At 60.5% G+C, this 25,143-nt stretch carries 18 protein-coding genes, 1 tRNA gene and 2 pseudogenes; 12 read left to right on the top strand and 9 right to left on the bottom strand.

The annotated features are described in order from the left end of the window. Nucleotides 1-34: 34 nt before the first annotated feature. The 6 genes and pseudogenes from lon to ABIA48_RS04525 all read left to right on the top strand — a co-directional run bounded on the left by lon (nt 35) and on the right by ABIA48_RS04525 (nt 6,354). Nucleotides 35-2,432: pseudogene (lon, locus tag ABIA48_RS04550) on the top strand (endopeptidase La). Nucleotides 2,433-2,581: 149 nt separating this feature from the next. Further along, nucleotides 2,582-2,854, top strand: a complete 273-nt coding sequence (locus ABIA48_RS04545; RefSeq protein ID WP_002552737.1) for an HU family DNA-binding protein — start codon at nt 2,582-2,584, stop codon at nt 2,852-2,854. A 53-nt stretch (nt 2,855-2,907) separates the two neighbouring features. Next, nucleotides 2,908-2,985: transfer RNA gene (locus ABIA48_RS04540), tRNA-Leu, on the top strand. 102 nt (nt 2,986-3,087) lie between these two features. Continuing rightward, nucleotides 3,088-4,959 carry a SurA N-terminal domain-containing protein gene (locus ABIA48_RS04535; RefSeq protein WP_429487220.1) on the top strand — a complete coding sequence of 624 codons (1,872 nt, stop codon included), beginning with the start codon at nt 3,088-3,090 and terminating at the stop codon, nt 4,957-4,959. Nucleotides 4,960-5,161: 202 nt separating this feature from the next. Next, nucleotides 5,162-6,013, top strand: coding sequence for a DUF2242 domain-containing protein (locus ABIA48_RS04530; RefSeq protein ID WP_429487219.1), 852 nt, complete (start codon nt 5,162-5,164; stop codon nt 6,011-6,013). 194 nt (nt 6,014-6,207) lie between these two features. Then, on the top strand, nt 6,208-6,354 hold the full coding sequence (locus ABIA48_RS04525) for a hypothetical protein (RefSeq protein WP_429487218.1): 147 nt from the start codon (nt 6,208-6,210) through the stop codon (nt 6,352-6,354). Between the two features lie 31 nt (nt 6,355-6,385). On the opposite strand, the gene ABIA48_RS04520 is transcribed toward ABIA48_RS04525, so the two are convergent. Both ABIA48_RS04520 and ABIA48_RS04515 read right to left on the bottom strand, forming a co-directional pair. Beyond that, nucleotides 6,386-7,426 (bottom strand): AraC family transcriptional regulator, encoded by a 1,041-nt coding sequence (locus ABIA48_RS04520; RefSeq protein ID WP_429487217.1) that lies wholly within the window; start codon nt 7,424-7,426, stop codon nt 6,386-6,388. Nucleotides 7,427-7,429: 3 nt separating this feature from the next. Next, nucleotides 7,430-8,560, bottom strand: a complete 1,131-nt coding sequence (locus tag ABIA48_RS04515) for a nitrilase-related carbon-nitrogen hydrolase (protein ID WP_429487216.1) — start codon at nt 8,558-8,560, stop codon at nt 7,430-7,432. Nucleotides 8,561-8,767: 207 nt separating this feature from the next. Between ABIA48_RS04515 and ABIA48_RS04510 the strand changes: the two genes are divergently transcribed. Then, nucleotides 8,768-10,807 (top strand): FAD-dependent oxidoreductase, encoded by a 2,040-nt coding sequence (locus ABIA48_RS04510; RefSeq protein ID WP_429487215.1) that lies wholly within the window; start codon nt 8,768-8,770, stop codon nt 10,805-10,807. Between the two features lie 183 nt (nt 10,808-10,990). Then, nucleotides 10,991-11,918 (top strand): annotated as a pseudogene (locus tag ABIA48_RS04505) (1-aminocyclopropane-1-carboxylate deaminase/D-cysteine desulfhydrase). A gap of 122 nt (nt 11,919-12,040) precedes the next feature. Here the strand turns inward: ABIA48_RS04505 and ABIA48_RS04500 are convergent. The 3 genes from ABIA48_RS04500 to ABIA48_RS04490 all read right to left on the bottom strand — a co-directional run bounded on the left by ABIA48_RS04500 (nt 12,041) and on the right by ABIA48_RS04490 (nt 14,923). After that, nucleotides 12,041-12,601 carry a cytochrome b gene (locus ABIA48_RS04500; RefSeq protein ID WP_429487214.1) on the bottom strand — a complete coding sequence of 187 codons (561 nt, stop codon included), beginning with the start codon at nt 12,599-12,601 and terminating at the stop codon, nt 12,041-12,043. Between the two features lie 233 nt (nt 12,602-12,834). Next, nucleotides 12,835-13,662 (bottom strand): phosphonoacetaldehyde hydrolase, encoded by an 828-nt coding sequence (gene phnX / locus ABIA48_RS04495; RefSeq protein WP_204932827.1) that lies wholly within the window; start codon nt 13,660-13,662, stop codon nt 12,835-12,837. A 151-nt stretch (nt 13,663-13,813) separates the two neighbouring features. After that, nucleotides 13,814-14,923, bottom strand: a complete 1,110-nt coding sequence (locus ABIA48_RS04490; protein ID WP_429487213.1) for a 2-aminoethylphosphonate--pyruvate transaminase — start codon at nt 14,921-14,923, stop codon at nt 13,814-13,816. Between the two features lie 109 nt (nt 14,924-15,032). On the opposite strand from ABIA48_RS04490, the gene ABIA48_RS04485 reads away from it, so the two are divergent. Then, nucleotides 15,033-15,896 carry a LysR substrate-binding domain-containing protein gene (locus tag ABIA48_RS04485; RefSeq protein ID WP_429487212.1) on the top strand — a complete coding sequence of 288 codons (864 nt, stop codon included), beginning with the start codon at nt 15,033-15,035 and terminating at the stop codon, nt 15,894-15,896. Between the two features lie 104 nt (nt 15,897-16,000). Here the strand turns inward: ABIA48_RS04485 and ABIA48_RS04480 are convergent, their stop codons facing one another. Further along, nucleotides 16,001-16,873 (bottom strand): LysR family transcriptional regulator, encoded by an 873-nt coding sequence (locus tag ABIA48_RS04480; RefSeq protein WP_429487211.1) that lies wholly within the window; start codon nt 16,871-16,873, stop codon nt 16,001-16,003. A gap of 268 nt (nt 16,874-17,141) precedes the next feature. Here ABIA48_RS04480 and ABIA48_RS04475 point away from each other — a divergent pair, with 268 nt between their 5' ends. Together ABIA48_RS04475 and ABIA48_RS04470 are read left to right on the top strand one after the other, a co-directional pair. Continuing rightward, nucleotides 17,142-18,467, top strand: coding sequence for an MFS transporter (locus ABIA48_RS04475; RefSeq protein WP_007989134.1), 1,326 nt, complete (start codon nt 17,142-17,144; stop codon nt 18,465-18,467). A 70-nt stretch (nt 18,468-18,537) separates the two neighbouring features. Next, the gene (locus tag ABIA48_RS04470; protein WP_429487210.1) at nt 18,538-19,929 is read left to right on the top strand and encodes an FAD-dependent oxidoreductase; all 1,392 of its coding nucleotides are present in this window, start codon (nt 18,538-18,540) and stop codon (nt 19,927-19,929) included. A 3-nt stretch (nt 19,930-19,932) separates the two neighbouring features. On the opposite strand, the gene ABIA48_RS04465 is transcribed toward ABIA48_RS04470, so the two are convergent. Continuing rightward, the gene (locus tag ABIA48_RS04465; RefSeq protein ID WP_429487209.1) at nt 19,933-21,354 is read right to left on the bottom strand and encodes a type VI secretion system Vgr family protein; all 1,422 of its coding nucleotides are present in this window, start codon (nt 21,352-21,354) and stop codon (nt 19,933-19,935) included. A gap of 226 nt (nt 21,355-21,580) precedes the next feature. On the opposite strand from ABIA48_RS04465, the gene ABIA48_RS04460 reads away from it, so the two are divergent. Next, nucleotides 21,581-22,288, top strand: a complete 708-nt coding sequence (locus ABIA48_RS04460; protein WP_007989141.1) for a YebC/PmpR family DNA-binding transcriptional regulator — start codon at nt 21,581-21,583, stop codon at nt 22,286-22,288. A 101-nt stretch (nt 22,289-22,389) separates the two neighbouring features. Here the strand turns inward: ABIA48_RS04460 and ABIA48_RS04455 are convergent, their stop codons facing one another. Beyond that, nucleotides 22,390-23,703 (bottom strand): leucine-rich repeat-containing protein kinase family protein, encoded by a 1,314-nt coding sequence (locus tag ABIA48_RS04455; RefSeq protein WP_429487208.1) that lies wholly within the window; start codon nt 23,701-23,703, stop codon nt 22,390-22,392. 198 nt (nt 23,704-23,901) lie between these two features. Then, nucleotides 23,902-25,026, bottom strand: a complete 1,125-nt coding sequence (zapE, locus tag ABIA48_RS04450; protein ID WP_429487207.1) for a cell division protein ZapE — start codon at nt 25,024-25,026, stop codon at nt 23,902-23,904. Between the last annotated feature and the right edge of the window lie 117 nt (nt 25,027-25,143).

Raw genomic sequence — 25,143 nt, 5'->3', positions numbered from 1 at the left:
TTTACGGCCTTGCGGCCGCCGTAGAGGCGAAATCATGAAGACAACCATCGAATTGCCTCTCCTGCCATTGCGTGATGTCGTGGTTTATCCGCACATGGTTATCCCGCTGTTCGTGGGGCGCGAGAAATCCATCGAAGCCCTCGAGGCCGCGATGACGGGTGACAAGCAGATTCTTCTGCTGGCCCAGAGAAACCCGGCTGACGACGATCCCGGTGAAGATGCCCTGTATCGCGTCGGTACAATTGCCACCGTTCTGCAGCTGCTGAAGCTGCCTGACGGAACGGTCAAGGTTCTGGTCGAAGGCGAGCAGCGGGGCGCCGTGGAGCGCTTCAGCGAAGTGGATGGCCACTGCCGTGCCGAAGTCTCCCTGATCGACGAAGTCGACGCGCCAGAGCGCGAGTCGGAAGTGTTCGTTCGCAGCCTGCTGTCTCAGTTCGAGCAATATGTGCAGTTGGGCAAGAAAGTCCCCGCTGAAGTCCTGTCATCGCTCAACAGCATCGACGAGCCGGGCCGCCTGGTGGACACCATGGCCGCGCACATGGCCCTGAAGATCGAACAGAAGCAGGAAATCCTCGAAATCATCGATTTGTCGGCCCGGGTTGAGCACGTTCTGGCGTTGCTGGATGCCGAGATCGATCTGCTGCAAGTCGAAAAACGCATTCGCGGCCGCGTCAAAAAGCAAATGGAGCGCAGTCAGCGCGAGTACTACCTGAATGAGCAGATGAAGGCCATTCAGAAAGAGCTCGGCGACAGCGACGAAGGTCACAACGAAGTCGAGGACCTGAAAAAGCGTATCGATGCCGCCGGCCTGCCGAAAGACGCCCTGGCCAAGGCGACGGCTGAACTGAACAAGCTCAAGCAAATGTCGCCGATGTCCGCGGAAGCGACCGTAGTGCGCTCCTACATCGACTGGCTGGTTCAGGTGCCGTGGAAGGCCCAGAGCAAGGTGCGCCTGGATCTGGCGCGTGCAGAAGACATTCTGGATGCCGACCACTACGGCCTGGAAGAAGTCAAAGAACGCATCCTCGAATACCTCGCCGTGCAAAAGCGCGTGAAGAAAATTCGTGGTCCGGTGTTGTGCCTGGTCGGTCCTCCCGGGGTGGGCAAAACGTCCCTGGCGGAGTCGATTGCTCACGCCACCAACCGCAAGTTCGTGCGCATGGCCCTCGGCGGCGTACGTGATGAAGCGGAAATTCGTGGCCATCGCCGTACTTACATCGGTTCGATGCCAGGAAGATTGATTCAAAAGATGACAAAAGTGGGCGTGCGCAACCCGCTGTTCCTGCTCGATGAAATCGACAAAATGGGCAGCGACATGCGTGGCGATCCGGCATCGGCGTTGCTGGAAGTGCTCGATCCCGAGCAGAACCACAACTTCAACGATCACTATCTGGAAGTCGATTACGACCTGTCCGATGTGATGTTCCTGTGCACCTCGAACTCGATGAACATCCCGCCGGCGTTGCTGGACCGGATGGAAGTGATCCGTCTGCCGGGCTACACCGAAGACGAGAAGATCAACATCGCCGTCAAATACCTTTCGCCGAAGCAGATCACTGCCAACGGCTTGAAGAAAGGCGAGCTGGAATTCGACGCCGAAGCGATTCGCGACATCATCCGCTACTACACCCGTGAAGCCGGTGTGCGTGGGCTGGAGCGGCAGATTGCCAAGGTATTGCCGCAAGGCCGTCAAGGAGCACGCGCTGGAAAAACGCTTCTCGGTGAAGGTCACCGCAGACACGCTGGAACACTTCCTGGGCGTGCGCAAATTCCGCTACGGCCTGGCGGAGCAGCAGGATCAGATCGGCCAGGTGACCGGGCTGGCATGGACTCAGGTGGGCGGCGAACTGCTGACCATCGAAGCCGCTGTGGTGCCGGGCAAGGGGCAGTTGATCAAGACCGGTTCGCTGGGTGACGTAATGGTCGAGTCGATCACCGCTGCCTTGACCGTTGTTCGCAGCCGGGCGAAAAGCCTGGGCATTCCCCTGGACTTCCACGAGAAGCGCGACACGCACATCCACATGCCGGAAGGGGCGACTCCGAAGGACGGTCCTAGCGCCGGTGTGGGCATGTGCACGGCCCTGGTATCGGCATTGACCGGCATTCCGGTACGCGCGGATGTCGCCATGACCGGCGAAATCACCTTGCGTGGCCAGGTGCTGGCGATTGGCGGCTTGAAAGAAAAACTGCTGGCTGCCCATCGTGGCGGAATCAAGACCGTGATCATTCCTGAAGAGAATGTGCGCGATCTCAAAGAGATTCCGGACAATATCAAGCAGGATCTACAGATTAAACCGGTTAAATGGATTGACGAGGTCCTGCAAATTGCGTTGCAATACGCGCCGGAGCCCTTGCCGGACGTGGCTCCGGAGATAGTCGCGAAGGATGAGAAACGCGACGCAGATTCTAAGGAAAGAATTAGCACGCATTAGTACGTATTTGCCTGGGGGGCTTTCTTGACAGCTTTTTAGAGCCCTTGTTATAAAGCGGCTCTTAAGTGTCTGTAGGCCATTCAGCACTCGTTTTTGCTTTCACCAAAAAAACTTAGAATCATACTCAAATAGATATAAGGGGACTTAGAGTGAACAAGTCGGAACTGATTGATGCTATCGCTGCATCCGCTGATATCCCGAAAGCTGCTGCTGGCCGTGCGCTGGACGCTGTAATCGAATCCGTCACTGGCGCTCTCAAGGCTGGCGACTCTGTTGTTCTGGTTGGTTTCGGTACTTTCTCCGTAACTGATCGTCCAGCTCGCATTGGTCGTAACCCACAGACCGGTAAGACGCTGGAAATCGCTGCAGCCAAAAAACCAGGTTTCAAAGCCGGTAAAGCACTGAAAGAAGCTGTCAACTAAGTTCGATTCAGGTTTTTACCCATCCGGGTCGGGGTCATGCCTGACTTGGCAGCGGAGCGGCAGTCCTGACTGCAGGTCGCCGGTTCAAGACACCGAGGGTCGCGAGTTCGAGCCCTCGATCCGCTCCGCCAGTTACGAGAAGGCGCATCCTCGGATGCGCCTTTCTTCTATCCGGATTCTACCCACGCTCCACGGTTGCCTAATTTTGAAGTTCAACCGTTTCTGGGGGACGCATGCTGCAGAATATCAGGGACAATTCACAAGGCTGGATTGCCAAGACTATTATCGGGGTCATCGTTGTTCTGATGGCCTTGACCGGTTTCGACGCCATTTTCAAGGCCACGTCGCACAGTAATGATGCGGCCAAGGTCAACGGCGATGAAATCAGCCAGAACGAGCTGAGCCAGGCGGTCGATATGCAACGCCGCCAGCTCATGCAACAGCTGGGCAAGGATTTCGATGCCTCCTTGCTGGATGAAAAAATGTTGCGCGAATCGGCTCTCAAGGGCCTGATCGATCGCAAATTGCTGCTGCAAGGCGCAGAAAAATCGAAATTCGCTTTTTCCGAAGCGGCACTTGATCAGGTCATCCTGCAAACACCAGAGTTTCAGGTTGACGGCAAGTTCAGCTCGGAGCGTTTCGACCAGGTGATTCGCCAACTGGGCTATACCCGCATGCAATTCCGCCAGATGCTGGCTCAGGAAATGCTGATTGGTCAGCTGCGTGCCGGCCTGGCAGGCAGCGGTTTCGTGACCGATGCACAGGTGCTGGCGTTTGCCCGACTGGAAAAACAGACCCGCGATTTCGCTTCGCTGAACATCAAGGCTGACCCGGCGGCTGTGAAGCTGACCGACGAAGAGGTCAAGGCCTATTACGACGAACACGCCAAGGAATTCATGACGCCGGATCAGGTGATCATTGATTACCTCGAGTTGAAGAAAGCTTCCTTCTTCGATCAGGTCAGTGTCAGCGACGAAGACCTGCAAGCGGCCTATCAGAAAGAAATCGCGAACCTGTCCGAGCAACGCCGGGCTGCGCACATTCTGATTGAAGTCAACGACAAGACCACCGAGGCGCAAGCCAAGGCGAAGATTGAAGAGATCCAGGCCCGTTTGGCCAAGGGCGAGAAATTCGAGGCTCTGGCCAAGGAATTCTCCCAGGATCCGGGTTCGGCGAACAACGGCGGTGACCTGGGTTATGCCGGTCCTGGCGTCTACGACCCTGCGTTCGAAAAAGCCCTGTATTCGTTGACTCAGGACCAGGTATCGGGGCCGGTTCGCACTGACTTCGGTTTCCACCTGATCAAGCTGTTGGGCGTGGAAGCGCCAGAAGTACCAACGTTCGCCAGCCTGAAAGACAAGCTGACCCGTGGTCTGAAAACCCAGCAGGTCGAGCAGCGCTTCGTCGAAGCGAGCAAGCAACTGGAAGACGCCTCGTTCGAAGCGTCCGATCTTGCTCAGCCAGCGCAGGACCTGAAACTGACCGTCCACACGTCCAAGCCGTTCGGCCGTGAAGGCGGTGAGGGTATTGCAGCCAACCGTGCCGTGATCACTGCAGCGTTCAGCCCGGAAGTCCTGGATGAGGGCGCGAACAGCACCGCCATCGAGCTCGATCCGGAAACCGTGGTCGTGTTGCGCGCCAAGGAGCACCTGAAGCCTTCGCAACTGCCGCTGGAAAGCGTTGCGGTCAACATCCGCGAGCAATTGGCCAAGGAGCACGCCAGTGCTGATGCCAAGACCAGGGCTGAAGCGTTGATTGCTAGCCTGCGCGACGGCAAGACCCCGCTGGATAAGGCGATCGACGGCCAGGCCTGGAAAGTCACCGAAGCGGCGACCCGCGCTCAGGAAGGGGGCGACCCGGCGGTGCTGCAAGCGCTGTTCCGCATGGCGAAGCCTGCGGCCAGGGACAAGCCGACCTTCACCAGCGTGACGCTGGCGGATGGCAGCCTGATGATCGTGCGCCTCAATGGCGTGAACGAAGGCGCGGCGCCGACCGAAGAAGAGAAAGCGCAATATCGTCGCTACCTCGCTTCGCGCATCGGCCAGCAAGACTTTGCGGCTTACCGCAAGCAGCTGGAAAGCCAGGCGGACATCAAGCGTTACTGATGCCTGACAAGGTTTAGTGCTGCACAGGAGACCCCGGCCGAAAGGCCGGGGTCTTTTTGTTTGCCGTACGTCATTTGCTGCGGTGACTTTTCCTTGAAACCGGGGTCAATCAGCCTGTAACTGTTTTAAGACACAATCGTTGCTCCGCTAAGCATCGATCTGTTGCACAATACGCCCCGAACCGTTTTCCTCAGGATGTTCAATGTTTAAATCATTTCCCATGCGGGTTGTCGGGCTGGTTGCCGTGCTGGCCGTTGCGGCCGGTTGTTCATCGAACAAGGCGGCCATCTATGAGCATGAGAACTTCGACGATTCCGGAACGTTTTCCCGCAACTACCCGGTCACCGATACCCAGAGTTGCGAAGCGGCCCGCCGCGCCTTGTTGAGCCAGGGTTACATCATCACCAGCAATGATCCGAAGCTGGTCAGCGGTCACAAGAGCTTCCAGCAGACCGGCGAGAATCACATGGAGATCAGTTTCAGTGTGGTGTGTGCCGATGATGGTAGCGAAGGGCACCACGCGACGGTATTCGCCAACGCCTTGCAGGATCGTTATGCGCTGAAGAAGACTAACAACTCCGCCAGTCTCGGTGTGGGGGTGTTGGGCTCGGTGTCGATGCCGATCGGCTCCTCTGATGACTCGATGGTCAAGGTCGCCAGCGAAACTGTATCGTCTGCCAAGTTCTACGAGCGTTTCTTCGCACTGGTCGAGCTGTTCCTGCCGCCGGAAGCGAAAAAGGCTGCGCACATCACCGAAAAGCCGAAAACAGACCTGGGCATGCCTGAAGCCAAGGCAGCACCGGCTCCACTGGCGCCGGCCCCGACAACCGCACCGGCCGCCGCGCCAACCCCGGCAGCCCCGGCACCTGCTCCAGTGGAACCCGCCCCGGCGGCCTCTGAACCGCTTGCTCCGCCGCCTGAAGCGGCACCGATTACCCCGGTTCAGAACACAGAGCAGGTACCTTCGGTGGACTCCATCACGCCACCGGCGAACCGGACGGACATGCCTCCGCCGAGCGAGCCGATTCCGGCGATGCCTGCCTCCGGCCAGTGATTGATTGCGCTACGGGATCGGCCAACGAGTAACGGTCCCGTAGCCGGCGCAAAGATTGATCCGCGTCAAACAAGGCCGCTGTCCTGCGGCCTGTAGCGAAAAAACCCGTGATAAATTCCAGACTGCCTGCTACGTTTTATTCAGTAGCGACGAAGTGTCGTGCCCGCGTCATTTTTCTTTCACGCGGACACCTTATGCTCAAGGCATTGGTCAAGTATTCAGATGTTTTTCAATACGGGTTGGGGGATTCAAAAATGGACGATTATCAAGAAGAACTGCTCGAGTACCAGGCTTTCGAACTGGACCCGCTGGAACCCGCAGAAGACGCTACTGAGCTTTAAAGCTTCAACTTGTCGCTTGCAGCTAGAGGCTTCAGGCTGTTTTTCTATGGCTGCGGCGAAATTCGCCGGGTGTCTGCCCGTTCCAGCGTTTGAAAGCGCGTTGAAACGCCTCGGCTGAGGCAAATCCCAGCAAGTAGGCGATTTCTCCGAATGCCAGTTCGGTGTCGCGTATGTAAGTCATGGCGAGGTCGCGCCGGGTATCGTTGAGAATGGCGCGAAATTGCGTGCCTTCCTCGGCGAGTTTGCGGCGCAGGGTCCAGGTTGGCAGCTTCAAGCGTGCCGCCACTTCTTCCAGGTCGGGTTCCCGGCCGCCATTGAGCAATGGTCCCAGCAGCGCGATGATGCGTTCACGCAGGCTGCGGGTACGTGTCAGTTGCTCCAGTTCCCGCTCACACAGTTGCAGCAAGTGCCGCCAGGTACTCGGGCAATGCTCGGGGTTGCGCTGTGCGAGGCTGGAAAGGCTCAAGCGCAGTTGATTGTGCTCGCTGCCAAACACAATCGGGCAGTCACCCAGGACGTCGTAGGCGGCGCGGTAGTCGGGCTGTTCGAACTCGATTTCAATGCGTTCGGCGCGTATCGGGGCAGGGCTGACACTGGAGAGCTGGTGCAACCAGCCTGCAATGATCGAATCCACCACGAAACGGTTGTAGGCGTTGTACGGGCTGATGGAATAAAAGCGCAGCCAGGCGCCCTGGGCATCTTCATGAAAGCTCGATTGACCGCGATAGTTCGAGCCGTACAGGGCTTCAAAACGAATCAGGCAGCGTGCCGCTTCACGCACCGTCGGCGCCTGGGCGGCGGTGATACCGGCCAGGCCGGCCTGGCTCAAGCGGCTGAACTGAGCCATGCGCAAGCCGAGCGCCGGGTTGTCGGTCAGCTGAATGGCGCTGTGGCCCAGGCGCATATAGCGTGGGATCGACAGTCGCGCACCGGCTTCGCTCAGGCGAGCGGCGTCGAGGCCGTATTGTTCGAGCAGTGGTTGTGGGTCCGCGCCATGGCTGCGCACAGCGTCAGCCAGGCTGTGAACAAAGCCTACAGACAAATCGCCAAGACGCATCGGCAGTGGTTTCATGGGTTACAACCACAGGTTCAGCAAGCGCGCCCCATGGGCATCGCCGTCGGCGAATTGCCGCCCGTTGCTGCTGAGAAAACTCTGGCCGGCGCTGCCCTGATCCCAGAACTGGCCCCGCAGGAACACGCTCATGCCGGCGATGGCCTGGCTGGCCGGTGCCTGCGTGGTGAGGGTCAGGCGTTGCCAGGCCTGGCCTTCACTGATCTCGCCGGTTTTGAGGTTCACTGAAGCCGGTGTCGATGTACCCCGATAACCGCGCCAGGGTTGGTCCCACGTGCCCCGGCCAGCCACGTATGCGGGGACGGCGATCAGTTGCACGCTTTGGTCGTCGAGCCTGCGGTAGTTGTCCGGGTACCAGCTGTCGCGGCCGATCAGTATGCCCAGGCGTCCGGCCGGGGTGTCGACGACATTCAGCGAATGCTCGCCGTTGGCCTTGATTGCCTCCTGTTCAGCGAAGACCGGATGCATCTGGCGCTGGGGCTGACCGATGGGCAGCCCCTCGCTACTGAACACGACGCTGCTGTTGTACAGCGCTCCGCGGCCGATTTTCAGGGTGCCGTCGATGATGCTGGGCTCGGGCAATACAATGGACCCGGCCACCAGGGTCACGTGGAATTCTTTTGCCAACCCGCCGAACAGCGCCTGATAGTCCCTGGCCATCGCCTTGGCCTTCATGCGCAGGTGGGCATCGTCCAGGCGGTTGCCGCCCTCGGCGCTGATCAGGGCGCGAACGAACTTCAAGGGATTGCTCACCGCGAGCCAGTTCATGGCCTCCTTGAGGGTGGTGGCCTGGTACAGCTCGTCTTTCTCGCCGCTGACCATCAGCCAGGTGCCGACATGTTCCGGCAACACGACGATGGTTTTGCCGTTCAACAGGCCCTGGTCCCGGGCCTTCTGCAAGTAAGCCGCAAGTTTACGGTGCAGGCGTTCGGGACTTTGGTAATCGGTGGGAAACAGCTCGGGCTGGATGCCCAGCAGGTTGCCGCGATCGGCAGGTGTGCCCTGATCGACGGCGAGATTGATCCGCAAGTCCGAAAGGTAATGACCCACCGGTCGGTCCGCGGCCCACATCGCGTAAGCCGTGAGGGCGGCAACCATCGCCATGGAGAGCGTCAGGTACAAAAGTTTGCGCATGGGGAACAGTCAACGGTCGCGTGCAGGGTTCGTCGACTAGGTTATGGCCCATGTCGTCGCTTGCCAAGTGTTGCTGCTCATTTCGATCAATAAGTTGTCAGTTACGGTCATTGAGCGGCAGCGGTGCGACTCTTAGTCTGTCGAGCATGACTGACAGGGGCCGTAGAGCCCTTGCACTTTCCGTGATCGCACGATGTGGAGTTTCCGATGACCGCCGTTCAATACCCGCACCTGTTGGCTCCGCTGGACCTGGGTTTCACCACGCTGCGCAACCGCACCCTGATGGGGTCGATGCACACCGGTCTTGAAGAGAAGCCGGGTGGCTTCGAGCGTATGGCGGCGTACTTTGCCGAGCGTGCCCGTGGCGGTGTCGGCCTGATGGTCACCGGCGGCATCGGCCCGAACGACGAAGGTGGCGTGTATTCCGGTGCAGCCAAGCTGACTACCGAAGAGGAAGCACTGAAACACCGCATCGTTACCCGTGCGGTGCATGACGCAGGCGGCAAGATCTGCATGCAGATCCTCCACGCCGGTCGCTATGCCTACAGCCCGAAACAGGTCGCGCCCAGTGCAATCCAGGCCCCGATCAACCCGTTCAAGCCTAAAGAACTGGACGAGGAAGGCATCGAGAAGCAGATCAGCGATTTCGTCACGTGTTCAGTACTGGCACAAACCGCCGAGTACGACGGTGTGGAAATCATGGGTTCGGAAGGCTACTTCATTAACCAGTTCCTCGCGGCCCACACCAACCATCGTACCGACCGCTGGGGTGGCAGCTACGAAAACCGCATGCGCCTGCCGGTGGAAATCGTTCGTCGCGTGCGTGAAGCGGTGGGCCCGAATTTCATCATCATCTTCCGCCTGTCGATGCTCGACCTGGTCGAAGGTGGCAGTACCTGGGAAGAGATCGTTCAACTGGCCAAGGCCATCGAGCAGGCCGGTGCGACTATCATCAACACCGGTATCGGCTGGCACGAAGCGCGGATTCCGACCATCGCCACCAAAGTGCCACGTGCGGCCTTCAGCAAGGTCACGGCCAAGCTGCGGGGCTCGGTCACTATTCCGCTGATCACCACCAACCGCATCAACACACCGGAAGTCGCCGAGCAGATTCTCGCCGAGGGTGATGCCGACATGGTGTCCATGGCGCGGCCGTTCCTTGCCGACCCGGATTTCGTCAACAAGGCCGCTGCAGGTCGCGCCGATGAAATCAACACCTGCATCGGTTGCAACCAGGCCTGCCTCGATCACACCTTCGGCGGCAAGCTGACCAGTTGCCTGGTCAACCCGCGTGCCTGCCACGAAACCGAACTCAATTACCTGCCCGTGCAGCAACTGAAGAAAATCGCCGTGGTCGGTGCCGGCCCTGCCGGTTTGTCTGCCGCGACCGTGGCCGCCGAGCGTGGCCATCAGGTGACGCTGTTCGATTCGGCCAGCGAGATCGGTGGTCAGTTCAACATCGCCAAGCGCGTTCCGGGCAAGGAAGAATTCTACGAAACCATTCGCTACTTCAACCGCAAGCTGCAGACCACCAACGTCGAGGTGTGCCTGAACACCCGAGTGAATGTGGCAGAACTGGTCGAAGGCGGTTACGACGAGATCATTCTGGCCACCGGCATTGCGCCGCGCGTGCCGGCCATTCCAGGGGTGGAAAACGCCAAGGTGCTGAGCTACCTGGATGTGATCCTGGAGCGCAAACCGGTAGGCAAGCGCGTCGCGGTGATTGGTGCGGGAGGTATCGGTTTCGACGTCTCCGAGTTCCTTGTCCACGAAGGCGTCGCCACCAGCCAGGACCGTGCCGCTTTCTGGAAGGAATGGGGCATCGATACGCACCTTGAAGCACGCGGCGGTGTCGCTGGTATCAAGACGGCGCCCCATGCCCCGGCCCGCGACGTGTTCCTGCTGCAACGCAAGAAATCCAAGGTCGGCGACGGGCTTGGTAAAACCACCGGCTGGATTCATCGCACCGGTCTGAAGAACAAGCAGGTGCAGATGCTCAACAGTGTTGAATACCTGAAAATCGACGACGAAGGCCTGCACATCCGCATCGGCGAAACCGGCGAGCCGCAGGTGCTGCCGGTGGACAACATCGTGATTTGCGCCGGGCAGGATCCGCTGCGCGAGCTGCATGACGGTCTGGTGGCGGCGGGGCAGAGCGTGCACCTGATCGGCGGCGCGGACGTCGCGGCAGAACTGGATGCCAAGCGGGCGATCAACCAGGGTTCGCGTCTGGCGGCGCAGTTGTAATACGCAGGTCCAGCGTGCCAATGGCTATCGCGGGCAAGCCCGCTCCCACAGTTATTGTGTTGTTCATGAATTTTGTGGCCGACGCAAATCCACTGTGGGAGCGGCGGTGCGACGATTCGACTTGCCCGCGAAGGCGTCCTCAAGGCTGTTAAGATGCCTGTTCCCTACTCGGATCAGGCGTCAATGCTTCTCCCTTCCTCCACCTGGCTACCCCAGCCCCCCCTCGAACACGTTGATCTCAACTGGCTTACCCACGCCGGTATCGAAGTCGCCATCCTGCGTCTGGACCGGATCGACCCGCTGATCAGCGGCAACAAATGGTTCAAGCTCATTGAGCACCTGAAGACCGCCAGGCGCGTCGGTGCCGAAGGCATCATCAGTCTCGGTGGGGCGCATTCCAATCACCTCCATGCGTTGGCGGCGGCGGGCCAGCGTTTCGGCTTTGCCACTGTCGGCCTGTTGCGCGGGCATCCTCAGGTAACGCCGACCGTGAGGGATTTGCAGGCATTTGGCATGCAGTTGCACTGGCTGGGTTACGGCGGCTATCGGGCGCGACACGAGGCCGGTTTTTGGCAGCCCTGGCAAACGCAGTACCCGACGTTGCATCCGGTGCCTGAAGGTGGAGGCGGATTAGCCGGCGCACGAGGGTGCATGCAGTTGCGGGCGCAGGTTGGTGCGCAACTGGCTGGATTGGGCTGGAGCGATTACGACGGTTGGTGGCTGGCCTGCGGCACCGGCACGACCCTCGCGGGGCTGGTGCTGGCCGAAGCCGGTGATCATCCGGTTTACGGGGCGTTGGCGGTGCCTGACGATCATGGCGTGGCGCAGCAGGTCGAGATGATCGTGGGGCAAGCGGGCGTATCAGGTCCCGGTGTATGAATTGTTTGAGGCCAGTCGCGGCGGGTTTGCCAAGGTCGATCCGCTGCTGCTTGAGTTCATCGAAAAGACCGGGCAGGCCAGCGGCATCCCCCTGGAACCGCTGTATACCGGCAAAGCGCTGCTGGCACTCAAGCAGCAAGTCGAAGCGGGCCGATTCGCCCAAGGTACGCGACTGATCTTCATCCACACCGGCGGCTTGCAGGGGTGGCGGGGTTTGAGTTCAAAAAACTGAGCGGCGCTGCGATCCAGTGTGGGAGCGGGCTTGCTCGCGAAGGCAGTGTGTCAGGCAATACAAAATCGACTGATACTCCGCCTTCGCGAGCAAGCCCGCTCCCACATTGGAGTTCATTGGTTTCAGGAGTCGCGGTCTACCCGCTTGGGCATCATCCGCAGCAAGGTGTTATCGCCCACCACATAGTGGTGATACAGCGCGGCCGCGGCATGCAGGCCAATCAGCCAATAGCCGATAGTGCCGCCGAGCTCGTGCCAGTCCTGGAGTTGTTTGGCCAGGTCCTTGTTTTCCTCGATCAGCATCGGTAGGTCGAAACCATAGAACATCACCTGATTGCCTTTGGCGCTGACGACCAGCCACCCGAGAATCGGCGTAGCGATCATGAAAATGTACAGCGCCCAATGCATCAGCCTGGCCAGCGTCGTTTGCCAGTGCGGCGAGGCCGGGAAGACCTCTGGCGCCGGGCCGAGACTGCGTGCGAACAATCGCAGCCAGACCAGAACGAATACGGTCAGGCCGAGCATGAAGTGTGATTCGACGATCAGCGTGCGCCCGCCACTGCCCTTGGGAAAGAGCCCGCGAAACTCGATACAGGCGTAAACCAGCACCAGCAGGACCAGCATCAACCAATGCAGCGCGATCGATACGGTGCTGTAGCGCGAGGCGGAATTTTTCCATGGCATACGGTGTTCCTCAGAGGTCCGGTCTAAAGCCACCGTTCTTGTCCGACGGTGTGCCTTAACTGTAATCCTGTTTCACCGGCTTTGCCTGAGGCGATTGGTCGCTGGATGCTCTGGTTCAGGTAGTAGACAGAAAAACCTGTAGGAGCGAGCTTGCTCGCGATGGGGGCAGATCAGTCAATACACGTACTGAATGAACGATCGTCATCGCGAGCAAGCTCGCTCCCACAAGGGGATCAGCTCGATTGTGGCATTTCGCCGTTGGCCAGACGCTTGTTGATGTCGGCGATCACTTCCGGCAGATCGGTGATGGTGTCGATCATGTAGTGCGGGCGCGAACCTTCGAACATGGCGTGGATGCGCTTGCGTTCGCTGTCCAGTTGGTCGCTGCCCAGCGCGCGATAACCTTCATAGTCCAGGCCCAGGGCGTTGCCCGAGCAGATCAACGCCACGGTCCACATGCCGGCACGGCGACCTTCGAGAATGCCCGGCACGGTGTCATCGATCTTCACGCACGCGGCGACATCGTCGATACCCAGGGCGATGACATTGGCCAGTGCCTGGGCGGGCCATGGGCGGCCATTCGGCACTTCGTCGGTGGCGACCACGTGATCGGCCACGTAACCATTGGTGGCGGCCAGCTCGACCACTTTGTCCATGACCTGTTTCGGGTAGCCGGAGCAGGAGCCGATCTTGATCCCTTGCTGGCGCAGGTTGGCGATAGTTTCCAACGCCCCGGGAATCAGTGCCGAGTGCTCGGCGATTTTTTCTATTTGCAGCGGCATGAAGCGCTGGTAGATCGCGGTCACGTCATCGTCGGTCGGCGTGCGCCCAAACACTTTGCGATAACGCTCGGCAACTTCCGGCAGATCGCACAGGGTGCGGATGTGATCCCACTTACCCATGCCCATCGGGCCACGGGCTTCTTCGATGGACACCTGGACATCGAACTCGGCGAAGGCTTCGACGAAAATCTGCGTCGGGGCGAAGGAGCCGAAATCGACCACGGTGCCGGCCCAGTCGAGGATGGCGGCTTGCAGTTTGGTTGGGTTGGTGTAGTTCATGGTGATCAAATTCCTTGGAAACTGGCGGATGAAGAGCAGCTTTGGGTGGGAGCGGGCTTGCTCGCGAAAGCGGTGTGTCAGGCGACATCTATGTTGAATGTCAGTCCGTCTTCGCGAGCAAGCCCGTTCCCACAGGGGAATGCGGTGTGATTTAGATGTCGAGGACTTCCATCTCGCGCAGTACTTCAGCGATCGCTGCCACGGCTTCGCGCATTTCGGCTGGTTGGACATGGCCGATGCAGCCGACGCGGAAGGTTTCGACCTGGGTCAGTTTGCCGGGGTAGAGGATGTAACCCTTGGCCTTGACCCGCTCGTAGAACTCCTTGAACTGGTAGCGCGGATCTTTCGGGGCGTGGAAGGTGGCGATGATTGGTGCCTGGATCGCCGCTGGCAGGAAGCTGCGCAGCCCCAGTTTGCCCATCTCTTCCATCAATGCCTGGCAGTTGGCGGCGTAGCGTTGGTGCCGGGCCGGCAAGCCGCCTTCTTCGTTGTATTGCAGCAGGGCTTCGTGCAGCGCAGCGACCACATGGGTCGGCGGGGTGAAGCGCCACTGGCCGGTCTTGGCCATGTAAGCGTGCTGGTCCTGCAAGTCCATCGCCAGCGAATGCGAGTTGCCGGCGGCGCTGGCCAGGGACTCTTTGCGGGCGAATACAAAACCCATGCCCGGTACGCCTTCCAGGCATTTGCCCGAGGCGGCGATCAGTGCGTCGAACGGCACTTGTTGTGCGTCCACCGGCAGGGCACCGAAGGAGCTCATGGCGTCGATGATCAGGCGCTTGCCGTGTTCTGCGACGACCTGGGCGATTGCCGGCAGCGGATTGAGGATGCCGGTGCTGGTTTCGCAGTGAATCAGGGCGACGTGGGTGATGCCGTTATCGGCGCGCAGCAGACGGTCGACGTCGGCGGCGGTGGTCGGTTCGTCTTCGGCGGTTTCGAAGGTGCTGAAGGTGCGGCCCAGCACGTCGCAGATTTTCGCCAGGCGTTTGCCGTAGGCGCCGTTGATCAGTACCAGAACCTTGCCATCGCGAGGCACCAGCGTGCCGATCGCCGCCTCGACCGCGAAGGTGCCGCTGCCTTGCAGGGGCACGCAGTGGTGGGTGGCGGCGCCGTTGATGATCGCCAGCAGTTGTTCGCAGAGGCTGGCGGTCAGTTGGTTGAAGCGGTCATCCCATGAACCCCAGTCGGTCATCATCGCCTGACGGGTGCGGGCCGACGTGGTTAACGGGCCGGGGGTGAGCAGGATGGGTTCGGCAGTACTCATTCTCGTGTCCTCGCAATCGATGGGATGAAGCTACGTGGCCTAAATTGCAATTTGCCGTGTTATCAATCAAATTGTTTGTTGTTATGCCAGCCATCAGTGAGGGTTATTCATGAACCTGTTTCAGCTCCGCGCCTTCGATGCCGTGGCCCGGGAAGGCAGCTTTACCCGGGCGGCGGCGCGGCTGTTCATCAGCCAGCCGGCGGTCACCGGGCACATCAAGGCCCTGGAGGAGCACTACCAGATCACCTTGCTGCGCCGTACCGCCCGTCGAGTGGAGCTGACGGAGGAGGGCACCAAACTTGCGGCCATCACCCGGGCGATGTTCGGTCTGGCCGAAGAGGCGCAGGTGATGCTCGAAGCCAATCGGCAATTGCTCACCGGGCGTCTGGAGGTGGCGGCGGACGGCCCGCACATGGTCATGCCGATGCTCGCCAGCCTGCGGGCGCGCTATCCGGGAGTCACGGTGAACCTGCGCCTGGGCAACGCCCAGGAAACCCTGGCGGCGCTGCTGTCCGAACATGCCGACGTGGCGGTCCTGACCGAAGTCGAGCCGCGCAAGGGCTTGCATCTGCAGGCGCTGAACGAATCACGGATTTGTGCACTGGTGCCCGACGGTCATCCCTGGGCGCAGAAGTCCAAAGGCGTGCAGCTCAAGGAGCTGGATCAGGTGATCATGGTGCTGCGCGAACCGAGTTCGATTACCCGGCGCACCTTCGATGAGGCTTGCGCCCTGGCCAAGGTCAATCCACGGGTGCTGCTGGAACTGGATAGCCGCGAAGCGGTGACCGAGGCAGTGGCCGCCGAGTTGGGGGTTGGGGTGGTGTCGTCGGTGGAGGTCAGCCACGACCCGCGGGTGGCGGCGGTGCCGATCATTGGCGAGGGGTTGGTGAATCGGCACATGATCGGGTGCATGGAGCGGCGACGGGATTTGCGGTTGATTCAGGCGTTTTTGGGGTTGGCGCCAGTCAGGTAGACCGAGTCGCCTGCATTCGCGAGCAAGCCCGCTCCCACATTTGATTTGTGTCGTTCATAGATCACCTGTGGGAGCCGGCTTGCTCGCGAAGAGGCCAGACCTGCCTACGCAAGACTCTCGCGCACCATCTGCAGAAAGGTCGCCACCAGCCGCCGCGAACTCTGCTCGCGCAAGCACACCAGCGTCTCGGTCAATCGCCGTTTGCAGTCGGTAATCGGTAACGCGCACACCCTGGAATCCGCACCGAACTCGGCGGCGGACACCACGCCAACGCCAATTCCCACCACCACCGCTTCACGCGCTGCTTCCCGGCCTTCGACCTGTATCGCCGGACGAATTCGAAACCCGGCGCCGGCCATTTCTTCCTCCAGGGTCTGGCGCGTCACCGAACCGATTTCCCGCAACACCAGCGGCGTGTCGTCGAGGTCCGCGAGGGTAATGGATTCGCGGTCGGCCCACGGATGATTGCGCGACACGAACGCCACCATCGGGTCGTTACGCAGGGGCAGGGAGATCAGCCGTTCATCGCTGACGTCACGGCCCAGCAACGCCAGGTCGGCCTGATAGTTGAACAGCCGAAACAGCGACTCATCGGTGTTACCGGTTTCGATCTTCACACTGATGCCGGGGTAGCATTCGCAGAACCGCGCGATCTGCGGCAGCACATGCACCGGCGCATCCACCGCCAGAATCAGGCTGCCGGTCTGCAAGGCCTGGGAGTCCTGCAGCAGTTCCTGGGCTTCCGATTCAATCACAAAAAGCCGCTGGGTAACGCTCAGCAGGCGCTCACCCAGATCGGTCAGGCGCACCGAGCGCTTGTTGCGGTGAAACAGCAAAACCCCGTAGCGCTCTTCGAGTTTGCGCACCTGATCGGAAATCGCCGGCTGCGTCAGAAAAAGCCGCTCGGCGGCTTTGGTAAAGCTTCCATGGACCGCCACGGCATGGAACGCTTTGAGCTGGGCGTGGGAAACCGACATGGGAATCTCCAGTAACAAGCTGAGCTTATTTTTGAAATACGATAAATCGATTTCACTTATTAATCAGTAATTGTTTTTATCCACCTCAGCCCCGGTGACTGGTCAGTCGAACAGCAGCGGGAGCCATGAGCCTGTGCGTGCAATAACAGGACTCATCTGACCGGTATCCGCCGTAGGGACAGGGCGATATCGCAGTGCTCAACAATAAAAACACAGGCGTTTTCTTCCAATTCTGCCGGCACACTCACACCCTGAGGTCAGAACCACAATGAACAAGCACATCGGCACCATCAAGCGTTGGCGCGTGCAGATCTTCGCGATCACCTGGCTCGCCTACGCCGCTTTCTATTTCACCCGTAAAGCGTTCTCGGTGGCCAAGCTCGGCATCGCCGAAGACCCGACCTTTATGCTCGACAAAATGGCCATGGCCAACCTCGACGCCATCTACCTGACGGCTTACGCCGTCGGCCAATTCACCTGGGGCATCCTGGCCGACCGCTTCGGGCCGCGGGTGGTGGTGCTCGGCGGGTTGCTGATTTCCGCCGGTGCGGCGCTGGTGATGGGCAACTTCGCAACGTTACCGATTTTCGCTACCTGTATGCTGATACAAGGCCTGGCGCAGTCCACCGGTTGGTCGGGGCTGTGCAAGAACCTCGGCAGTTTCTTTCCCTCCCAGCAGCGCGGGAGGGTATTGGGCCTGTGGAGTTCCTGCTACGCCTTTGGCGGTCTCGTGGCGTCGCCGTTTGCCGGTTGGTGGGCGTATACGCTCATCGGTAGCTGGCACGCGGCGTTTGTTTCCAGTGCGGCGGTGGTTGGGCTGGTCGCCGTGCTGTTTTTTATTTTTCAACGCAACAAACCTGAAGACGTGGGCTTGCCGGCCGTGGAGCCGGAGCCCGAACTGACGGCCGAGGAAACCCTCGCCCAAAGCAAAATCAGCATCTGGGAGCCGCTGAAGGAAATCCTGCGCAACCGCACGGTGCTGGTGCTGGGGTTGGCGTACTTCATGCTGAAACCGGCGCGTTACGCGATTTTGCTGTGGGGGCCGGTGATCGTCTTCGAACAGATGCCTTCGGTGGGCAAGGTCGGTGCGGCGATCATTCCGACCTCGTTCGAGCTGGCCGGATTGCTCGGGCCGATCATGATCGGCCTGGCTTCGGACAAGCTGTTCGGCGCCCGGCGCATGCCCGCTTGCGTCATCAGCCTGCTGGCACTGACCGTGTCTTTGGCGCTGTTCATGGGCGCCTTGCACACTGGCAGCGTGATCCTGGTGGTGGCATTGCTGTTCGTCATGGGCCTGACCCTTTATGGACCTGACTCGATGATCAGCGGCGCTGCCGCCATCGATTTCGGCACGGCCAAGGCTGGTGCGACGGCGGCCGGTTTCGTCAACGGCTGCGGCTCGGTCGGGGCGATCCTCGGCGGGCTGCTGCCGGGTTACTTCGACACTGTTACCGTGTTCATTGTCTTCGCCGGCTGCGCAATGTTCTCTGCACTGGTGCTGGTTCCGCACTGGAACAGCCGCCCCGGCGGCCTGGGTACCCACTTCGCCTACGTACCCAATCAAGCGATGACCGTCAAACCCCTGCGTACCTGAATCCTGTCCCTCGCGGCCTGCTGCGTCTGCGGCAGGCCGGCGTGTGGGCCACTGACTGGAGATTTTCCCCATGAGACCCTTTTGGCTGGACCAGGCCTTGAAGGCTGATGCATCCGAAACCTGTGCGCCACTGGAAGGCGACAGCCGCGCCGACGTGTGCATCGTCGGTGGCGGTTACACCGGGTTATGGACCGCGATCATGCTCAAGGAACAGAACCCCGAACTCGACGTGTTGCTGATCGAAGCGGATATCTGCGGTGCCGGGGCCAGTGGACGCAATGGCGGTTGTGCGTTGTCGTGGTCGGCCAAGTATTTCACCCTTGAGCGTTTGTTCGGCGTCGAAGAGGCCGTGCGCCTGGTCAAGGAGTCCGAGCGCAGCATCCATGCCATCGGTGCCTTCTGCGAACAGTATGCGGTGGAGGCCGATTACCGCCTCGACGGTACGCTCTACACCGCCACCAACCGTGCGCAATGCGGTTCGACCGATGCGGTCATCGCCGCACTGGAGCGCAACGGCATCAACTCCTTCACTCAGCGGCCAGTGGCCGATGTGCAGCGCATGGCCGGTTCCAGCAAACACCTGGAAGGCTGGTTTTCCCCGGCCGCGGCCAGTGTGCAACCGGGCAAACTGGTGCGCGGGCTGCGCCGGGTCGCCCTGCAATTGGGCGTGAGGATTCACGAAAACACCGCGATGACCGGGCTGGAAGAGGGCCGGCCGGCAGGCATTCAAACCCGCAATGGCACCATTCGCGCCGACCGCGTGGTGCTGGCGATGAACGCCTGGATGGCCCGGGCGTTCCCGCAGTTCGAACGTAGCGTGGCGATCGTTTCCAGCGACATGCTGATCACCGAGCCACGGCCGGATTTGCTCAATGAAATCGGTTTGACCAGCGGTGTCACGGTGCTCGATTCGCGGATTTTCGTGCACTACTACCACAACACCCCGGACGGCCGGATCATGCTTGGCAAGGGCGGCAATACCTTCGCTTATGGTGGACGCATGCTGCCGGTGTTCGATCAGCCTTCGCCTTACGCCGGTTTGTTGCAGAACAGCCTGGCGGACTTTTTCCCGGCGTTTGCCGAAGTCAAAGTCGAAGCGACGTGGAATGGTCCGTCGGATCGTTCGGTGACCGGGCTGCCGTTTTTCGGGCAGATGAGCGCCAGTGGCAATGTGTTCTACGGATTCGGCTACTCCGGTAGCGGTGTCGGGCCATGCCATATGGGCGGGCAGATTCTGGCGTCGATGGTCCAGGGCCTGGACAACCCCTGGACCCGCTCGCCGCTGGTCAACGGGCCGCTGGGGTTTTTCCCGCCGGAGCCGATCCGCTACATCGGTTCGCTGATGGTGCGCAACGCCATCCGCCGCAAGGAGCGTGCGGAGGATCACGGGCGCCGGCCACGGCATTTGGACGTGCGTCTGGCGAAGTTCGCTGCTGCGGCCGGCAAGGCCGACAAAGGCTGAGTATCAGGGCGCAAGGTCCGAGCGGTTGAGCAGCCAGTCGAACAGCAGGCGGGTATCGCCACGGGGCTCATGCGGATGGGGGCGGCGAGGAGGTTGCCGAGGGCCCATGGCCGTACAGAGCACCGGGCGATCCGGGTCACTGTCGAGGAAAATCACCAGTACCTCGCTACCGGCCACGGGCAGGCGGGTCGGATCGATACAGTCCTCGGTGGTGGTCAGCGCCAGCGGTAGCCACAGGCCGCTGGAAGTCTCGGCGGCAGATGGTGTGGCGGGCCAGAGTTGCACTTGAACCCGGCCATCCTCATCCACCGTCGCCGGTTGCCCGACCGGGCCGCACATCTGGCCGGGCTGATACCCGGGGATACTCGGCCTGGGTTGTTTGAGCGCCGGCCTGAACACCGTCGACCAGGGGATGGCGCTGAATTGATTGCGGTAGCCCGGAGCCATGTCCGGTGTGTCGTCGAGCAGAATGGATGACTGACGCCCCTGATGGCGGATTTCGGTGACCAGCCATTGATCATTGAAATTCGCCAGCGGATGCCCGGCCACCTGAACGATCCGGCCGCTTCGTAATGCACCATGGTTACTTTGACCGTGGATCTGCAAGTGTCGACAGCGCAGGCGTTCCAGTTGGCGACGGCTGAGCTGGTCGCGATGTTGTTGTTCGCGAGCGGGAAAGTGTTTCGGCGGGGCGAACAAGTGATTGGCTGCGCCGTCGCCGATGTCCGGCGCACCAGGATTCCTCGCACTTGGGTGCTCGGGGTAGAGCGGAGCGTCATGGCGCTGGAATAACTCGCTGATCACCGGTTCGTGGTGTTCGTCGAGGGCGTCGCGGTGTAACGGCATGCACAGCGGTTCCTGGGGGAAACTCAGGCTGTCATCGGCCAGCACCAGCACATGACCGTCGCGTTGATGCTCGAAGTGAAAGTGGATGCCTTCTTCCTCGCACAGCCGTTGCAGCAACGCCAGGTCGGTTTCGTCGTACTGGATGCAAAAAGGTCGCAGGGGATAGTGTCCGGTTGCCAGTTCAAAGCGATAACTGCTGGCGGGCAGCACATGTTCCTCCAGCAACCGGTGCAGGATCATGGGCACGCTGGCGTGCTGGAAAACACGCCGGCATCGTTGCTGATCCAGCGCCTGCATACGGGGCACCAGCACCAGTTTGTAAGCGACCCGATGCGCGCTTCGATGTTCGCAGCTGGCGCTGTGCAGCACGCCATGAATGCCCTGGTCGTGGCCAAGTTCGAGGAACGCCGTTTGCTGCAGCAATCGTTCGAGGTTCAGGGCCGGTGCCAGCCCGATCACCTCGATGTCGAATCGATAGGGCTGGTTGAGTGCTTCATGACCACTGAACCGGACCACCTGAAGACACAGGTGGTCGTCGAGAAGCGTCAGGGTGGTAGGACTTTCCTTGTCGTTGTGCATCGAATACGCAGCTGCCGTGGAATTAGGGCGCAAAGCGTACGAAACCCCAGCGCTTTGCGGGCAGCGCAAATCGACATTTCAGAATCGCCCTACAACCGCTGGTGAAGATGTCGATGCTGGTAGGGATTTTTTGGTCGATTGCCAACTTTAGGCCGTATAAACTTGTGCAAAGCGTCGGCCAATAGATGTCTCGGCGCCACAGATGCCACAGATAAGAGAGTGAGAAATGGGCGCACAGTGGAAGGTTAAACACAAAGAAGCGGCAGCCAATGCCAAGGGCAAGATCTTCGGCAAACTGGTGAAAGAAATCACCATTGCTGCGCGCAACGGTGCCGATACCGCCACCAACGCACACCTGCGTCTGGTGGTCGAACAGGCCAAGAAAGCCTCGATGCCCAAGGAAACACTGGATCGCGCCATCAAGAAGGGCGCGGGCCTGCTGGGCGAAACCGTGCAATACCATCGCGTGACGTATGAAGGATTCGCACCGCATCAGGTGCCGCTGATCGTTGAATGCGTGACCGACAACATCAACCGCACCGTCGCCGAGATCCGCGTGGCGTTCCGCAAGGGCCAACTGGGCGCTTCCGGTTCGGTGTCCTGGGACTTCAACCATGTCGGCATGATCGAAGCGTCACCCGACACCCCGGACGCCGATCCGGAGATGGCCGCCATCGAAGCCGGTGCACAGGATTTTGAGCCGGGTGAAGAAGAGGGTACGACCCTGTTCCTGACCGAGCCGACCGACCTCGACGCGGTACAGAAAGCCCTGCCGGAACAAGGTTTCACCGTGCTGTCGGCCAAACTGGGCTACCAGCCGAAAAACCCGGTCAGCGGCCTGAGCGATGAGCAGATGGCGGAAGTCGAAGCGTTCCTCGAAGGCCTCGATAACCACGACGACGTGCAGGACATGTTTGTCGGGTTGGCGGGTTGATCTGATTCGCCAGTGACACCGTCTTCGCGAGCAAGCCCGCTCCCACAGGTTTAGCGCTGTCCCTGTGGGAGCGGGCTTGCTCGCGAATGACCGCGCAGCGGTCACAGATTTTTCAGTTGCTCCACGACTTCACCAAACCCCGGCCGCGCCAGCACTTGCGGCTGACAGCAACGCCGCTCCAGATCTTCCAGCGTCCGACGCAGCTCATCGCTCAACCCCGAGTCGATTCGCGCCAGCAACTCCCCCAACAACACTCCGAACGCCCGCACCTCGATCCGCTGCAAGGCACGGCTTTCAAGGCTGTCGGAAATCGCGTGGAACGACGCCGCACCAAAGTCCCCCAGCAAGCAGTCGCCAAGTTCATTCCACAAAATATTGTGCCCGTAGAGGTCGCCATGGGTGATGCCATGGCCGTGCAAGTGTTCGGCCACCGAGGCAATGCCCGAGGCAATGCGCAGCGCCACCGTGGCACTGAAGCGCAAGTCGTCGGGGTAAATGTCGCGGCTGCACGACGCCAGGCTCGGCAACGCAGCGAGGTTGCGGTAACTCGGTGCGATCAGTTGCATCACCAGCCCGGCGGTTTGTTGCGGGTGATCGACAATCCGCCCTTCGACGCGGATCAGGTTCGGGTGCAGGCCGGCGGTGATACAGGCATTCATCTCGTGCAGCGGTGAGCCATCACTGGTCATTTCGCCCTTGTAGAGCTTCACCGCAACGGCCATGGGTGGCTGCTCAGCCGATTGCCAAACGGCTTGGTGAATCACTCCGGATGCACCTTCGCCGAGTTTTTTCTCCAGACGCAATGCCGACCAGTCAATGCGGGGTGTGGCGTCGAGGGCCGCGGCATCGGCTTCGGTTTCCAGCGGGTTACCGGCATAGGCCAGCCAGGTCAGGCTCGGCAATTGCAGCAACCATTGCGGCAACTCGGTCAACTGGTTGGCGGCGATGCGGATCAGCTCCAGTCGATGACACTGGCGCATTGATTCCGGCAGTGCTTGCAAGCGGTTGCCGGCGAGCATGAGTTTCTGCAGATACGGGCGCTCTCCCAGTTCGGCCGGCAAGGTTTCGATGCAGTTGTCGGTCAGGATCAGCCAGCGCAGCAACGGTGGCAGCGCCTCTGCGGGCACGCGGGCGATGCGGTTGGCCTTGAAGCCGATCATCGTCAGTGCAGCGCATTGGCCCAGGCAGGCCGGCAACTCGGTGAAGCGGTTATCGGAACAGAACAGCACGCGCAAGCGGGTCAGGCGATGCAAGTCCTCGGGCAGGGTACTCAAGGCATTGCCGCTGAGGTTGAGCACTTCCAGCGAGTCGGCCAGATCGAAAATCTCCCGAGGGAATTCGGTGAGGCCGTCGACCAGATCCAGCCGCGTGATGCCCGACAACTCGCCGGCACGCAATTGAGCAAGGGTATGCATGAACAGATTCGCCATTAACCAAGGGGAGGGCGCGTGGCCCTGGAAATGGGCGACATGATAGCGGGAAAGATGTGACGACTGTCAGGCCGCTTTCGCGAGCAAGCCCGCTCCCACATTGGACTTTTGTCGTGGCACAGATCCAATGTGGGAACGGGCTTGCTCGCGAAGGGGCCCTTCAATACGACAAAATAATATCGCTCAGGCCGGTTCGCTGACTTCCGCCAGTTGCGCCAATCGACTGCGGGTGCGTGCCAGATCAATGGCATCGCCGTCCAGGCTTTCGCGCAAGGCGTGCTGCCCGAGCAGCGTCAAGTGCTTGTCCTGATCGTAGAGCACGTCGATGAGGTTGATGAAACGTTGCTGGGCGGCAATCGAGCACTCACCGAGCGGCGGCAGGTCATCGATGATCCAGCGGTCGAAATGGCGACACAGCTCCAGGTAGTCCATCACAGCCGTGGGTTGGTCGCACAGGTCGGCAAAGGTAAAACCGATGCTGCGCCCTTCGCACAAACGTGCCTGGAAATGCCGGGTGCCCACTGGCAAGCAAACAGGTGGGAGGTCACGATCCGGCAGATTCAATGACCGTCGCTGCGCCGCGCTGGCCGGCCAGACGTAATGGCCCTGGGTGAACAACTGTTGTGCGTGGGTTCGGGCCTGGCTGCGATAATCGTGCGGCCCGCCGACTTCCATCACTTGCATGCGCGCATTGATCAGGTCGATCACCGGCTTGAAACGTGCGTGGTACAGCGGATTGGGCAGCAGGCCTGCAGGCGGGTAGTTGGAGGTGACCAGCACCAGGATGCCGCGCTGGAACAGTGCCTTGAACAACCGGGTGATGAGCATTGCATCGCCGATGTCATGCACATGGAACTCGTCGAAACACAGCACCCGGCAATCGCTGAGCAGCTCATCGAGGGTGATCGCCAGGGCGTCGGCCTGTTCGCGGTGCTTGAACATGCCCTGGTGCAGTTGGGCGAAAAACTGATGGAAGTGCAGGCGTTGTTTTTCCGCCAGGGGAATGGCCCGGAAAAACCCGTCGAGCAGCCAGCTTTTGCCGCGCCCTACGGCACCATGCAGGTAAAGGCCGGGGCAGTGTTTCGTCGAAGCGCCCATCAGCATGCAGGCATGCCGGGCCATCCAGTCGATCACGCGTTGTTGGCTGTGGCTGAGGGTGTAGCCCCGGGAATGGGCCTGGTAGCGAAAGTAGTCGTGGATAACCTCGCCTGCCTCGGCGCTGCCGGCGGCCGGTGCATTGCCGAGAAGGCGACGCAACGATTGCCAGCGCGATTTGATTCGCGAACGATTGGGCGGTCGAACGGCCACTGAGATGTCACCTCTGCTGTGCGGGCAGGCTCCCCGAGCTGCGGCGACATAGTGTAACCAGAGCAGGGAATTTGCTTCCAGTTGTGTCAGTGCGCGTCGGAGCGGTTCCGACCGGTC

Source organism: Pseudomonas sp. S30_BP2TU TE3576, from assembly GCF_050436025.1.
Taxonomy (GTDB): domain Bacteria; phylum Pseudomonadota; class Gammaproteobacteria; order Pseudomonadales; family Pseudomonadaceae; genus Aquipseudomonas.
Note: the sequence above shows the minus strand (reverse complement) of the source record. Positions and strands in the feature narration are given on the sequence as shown.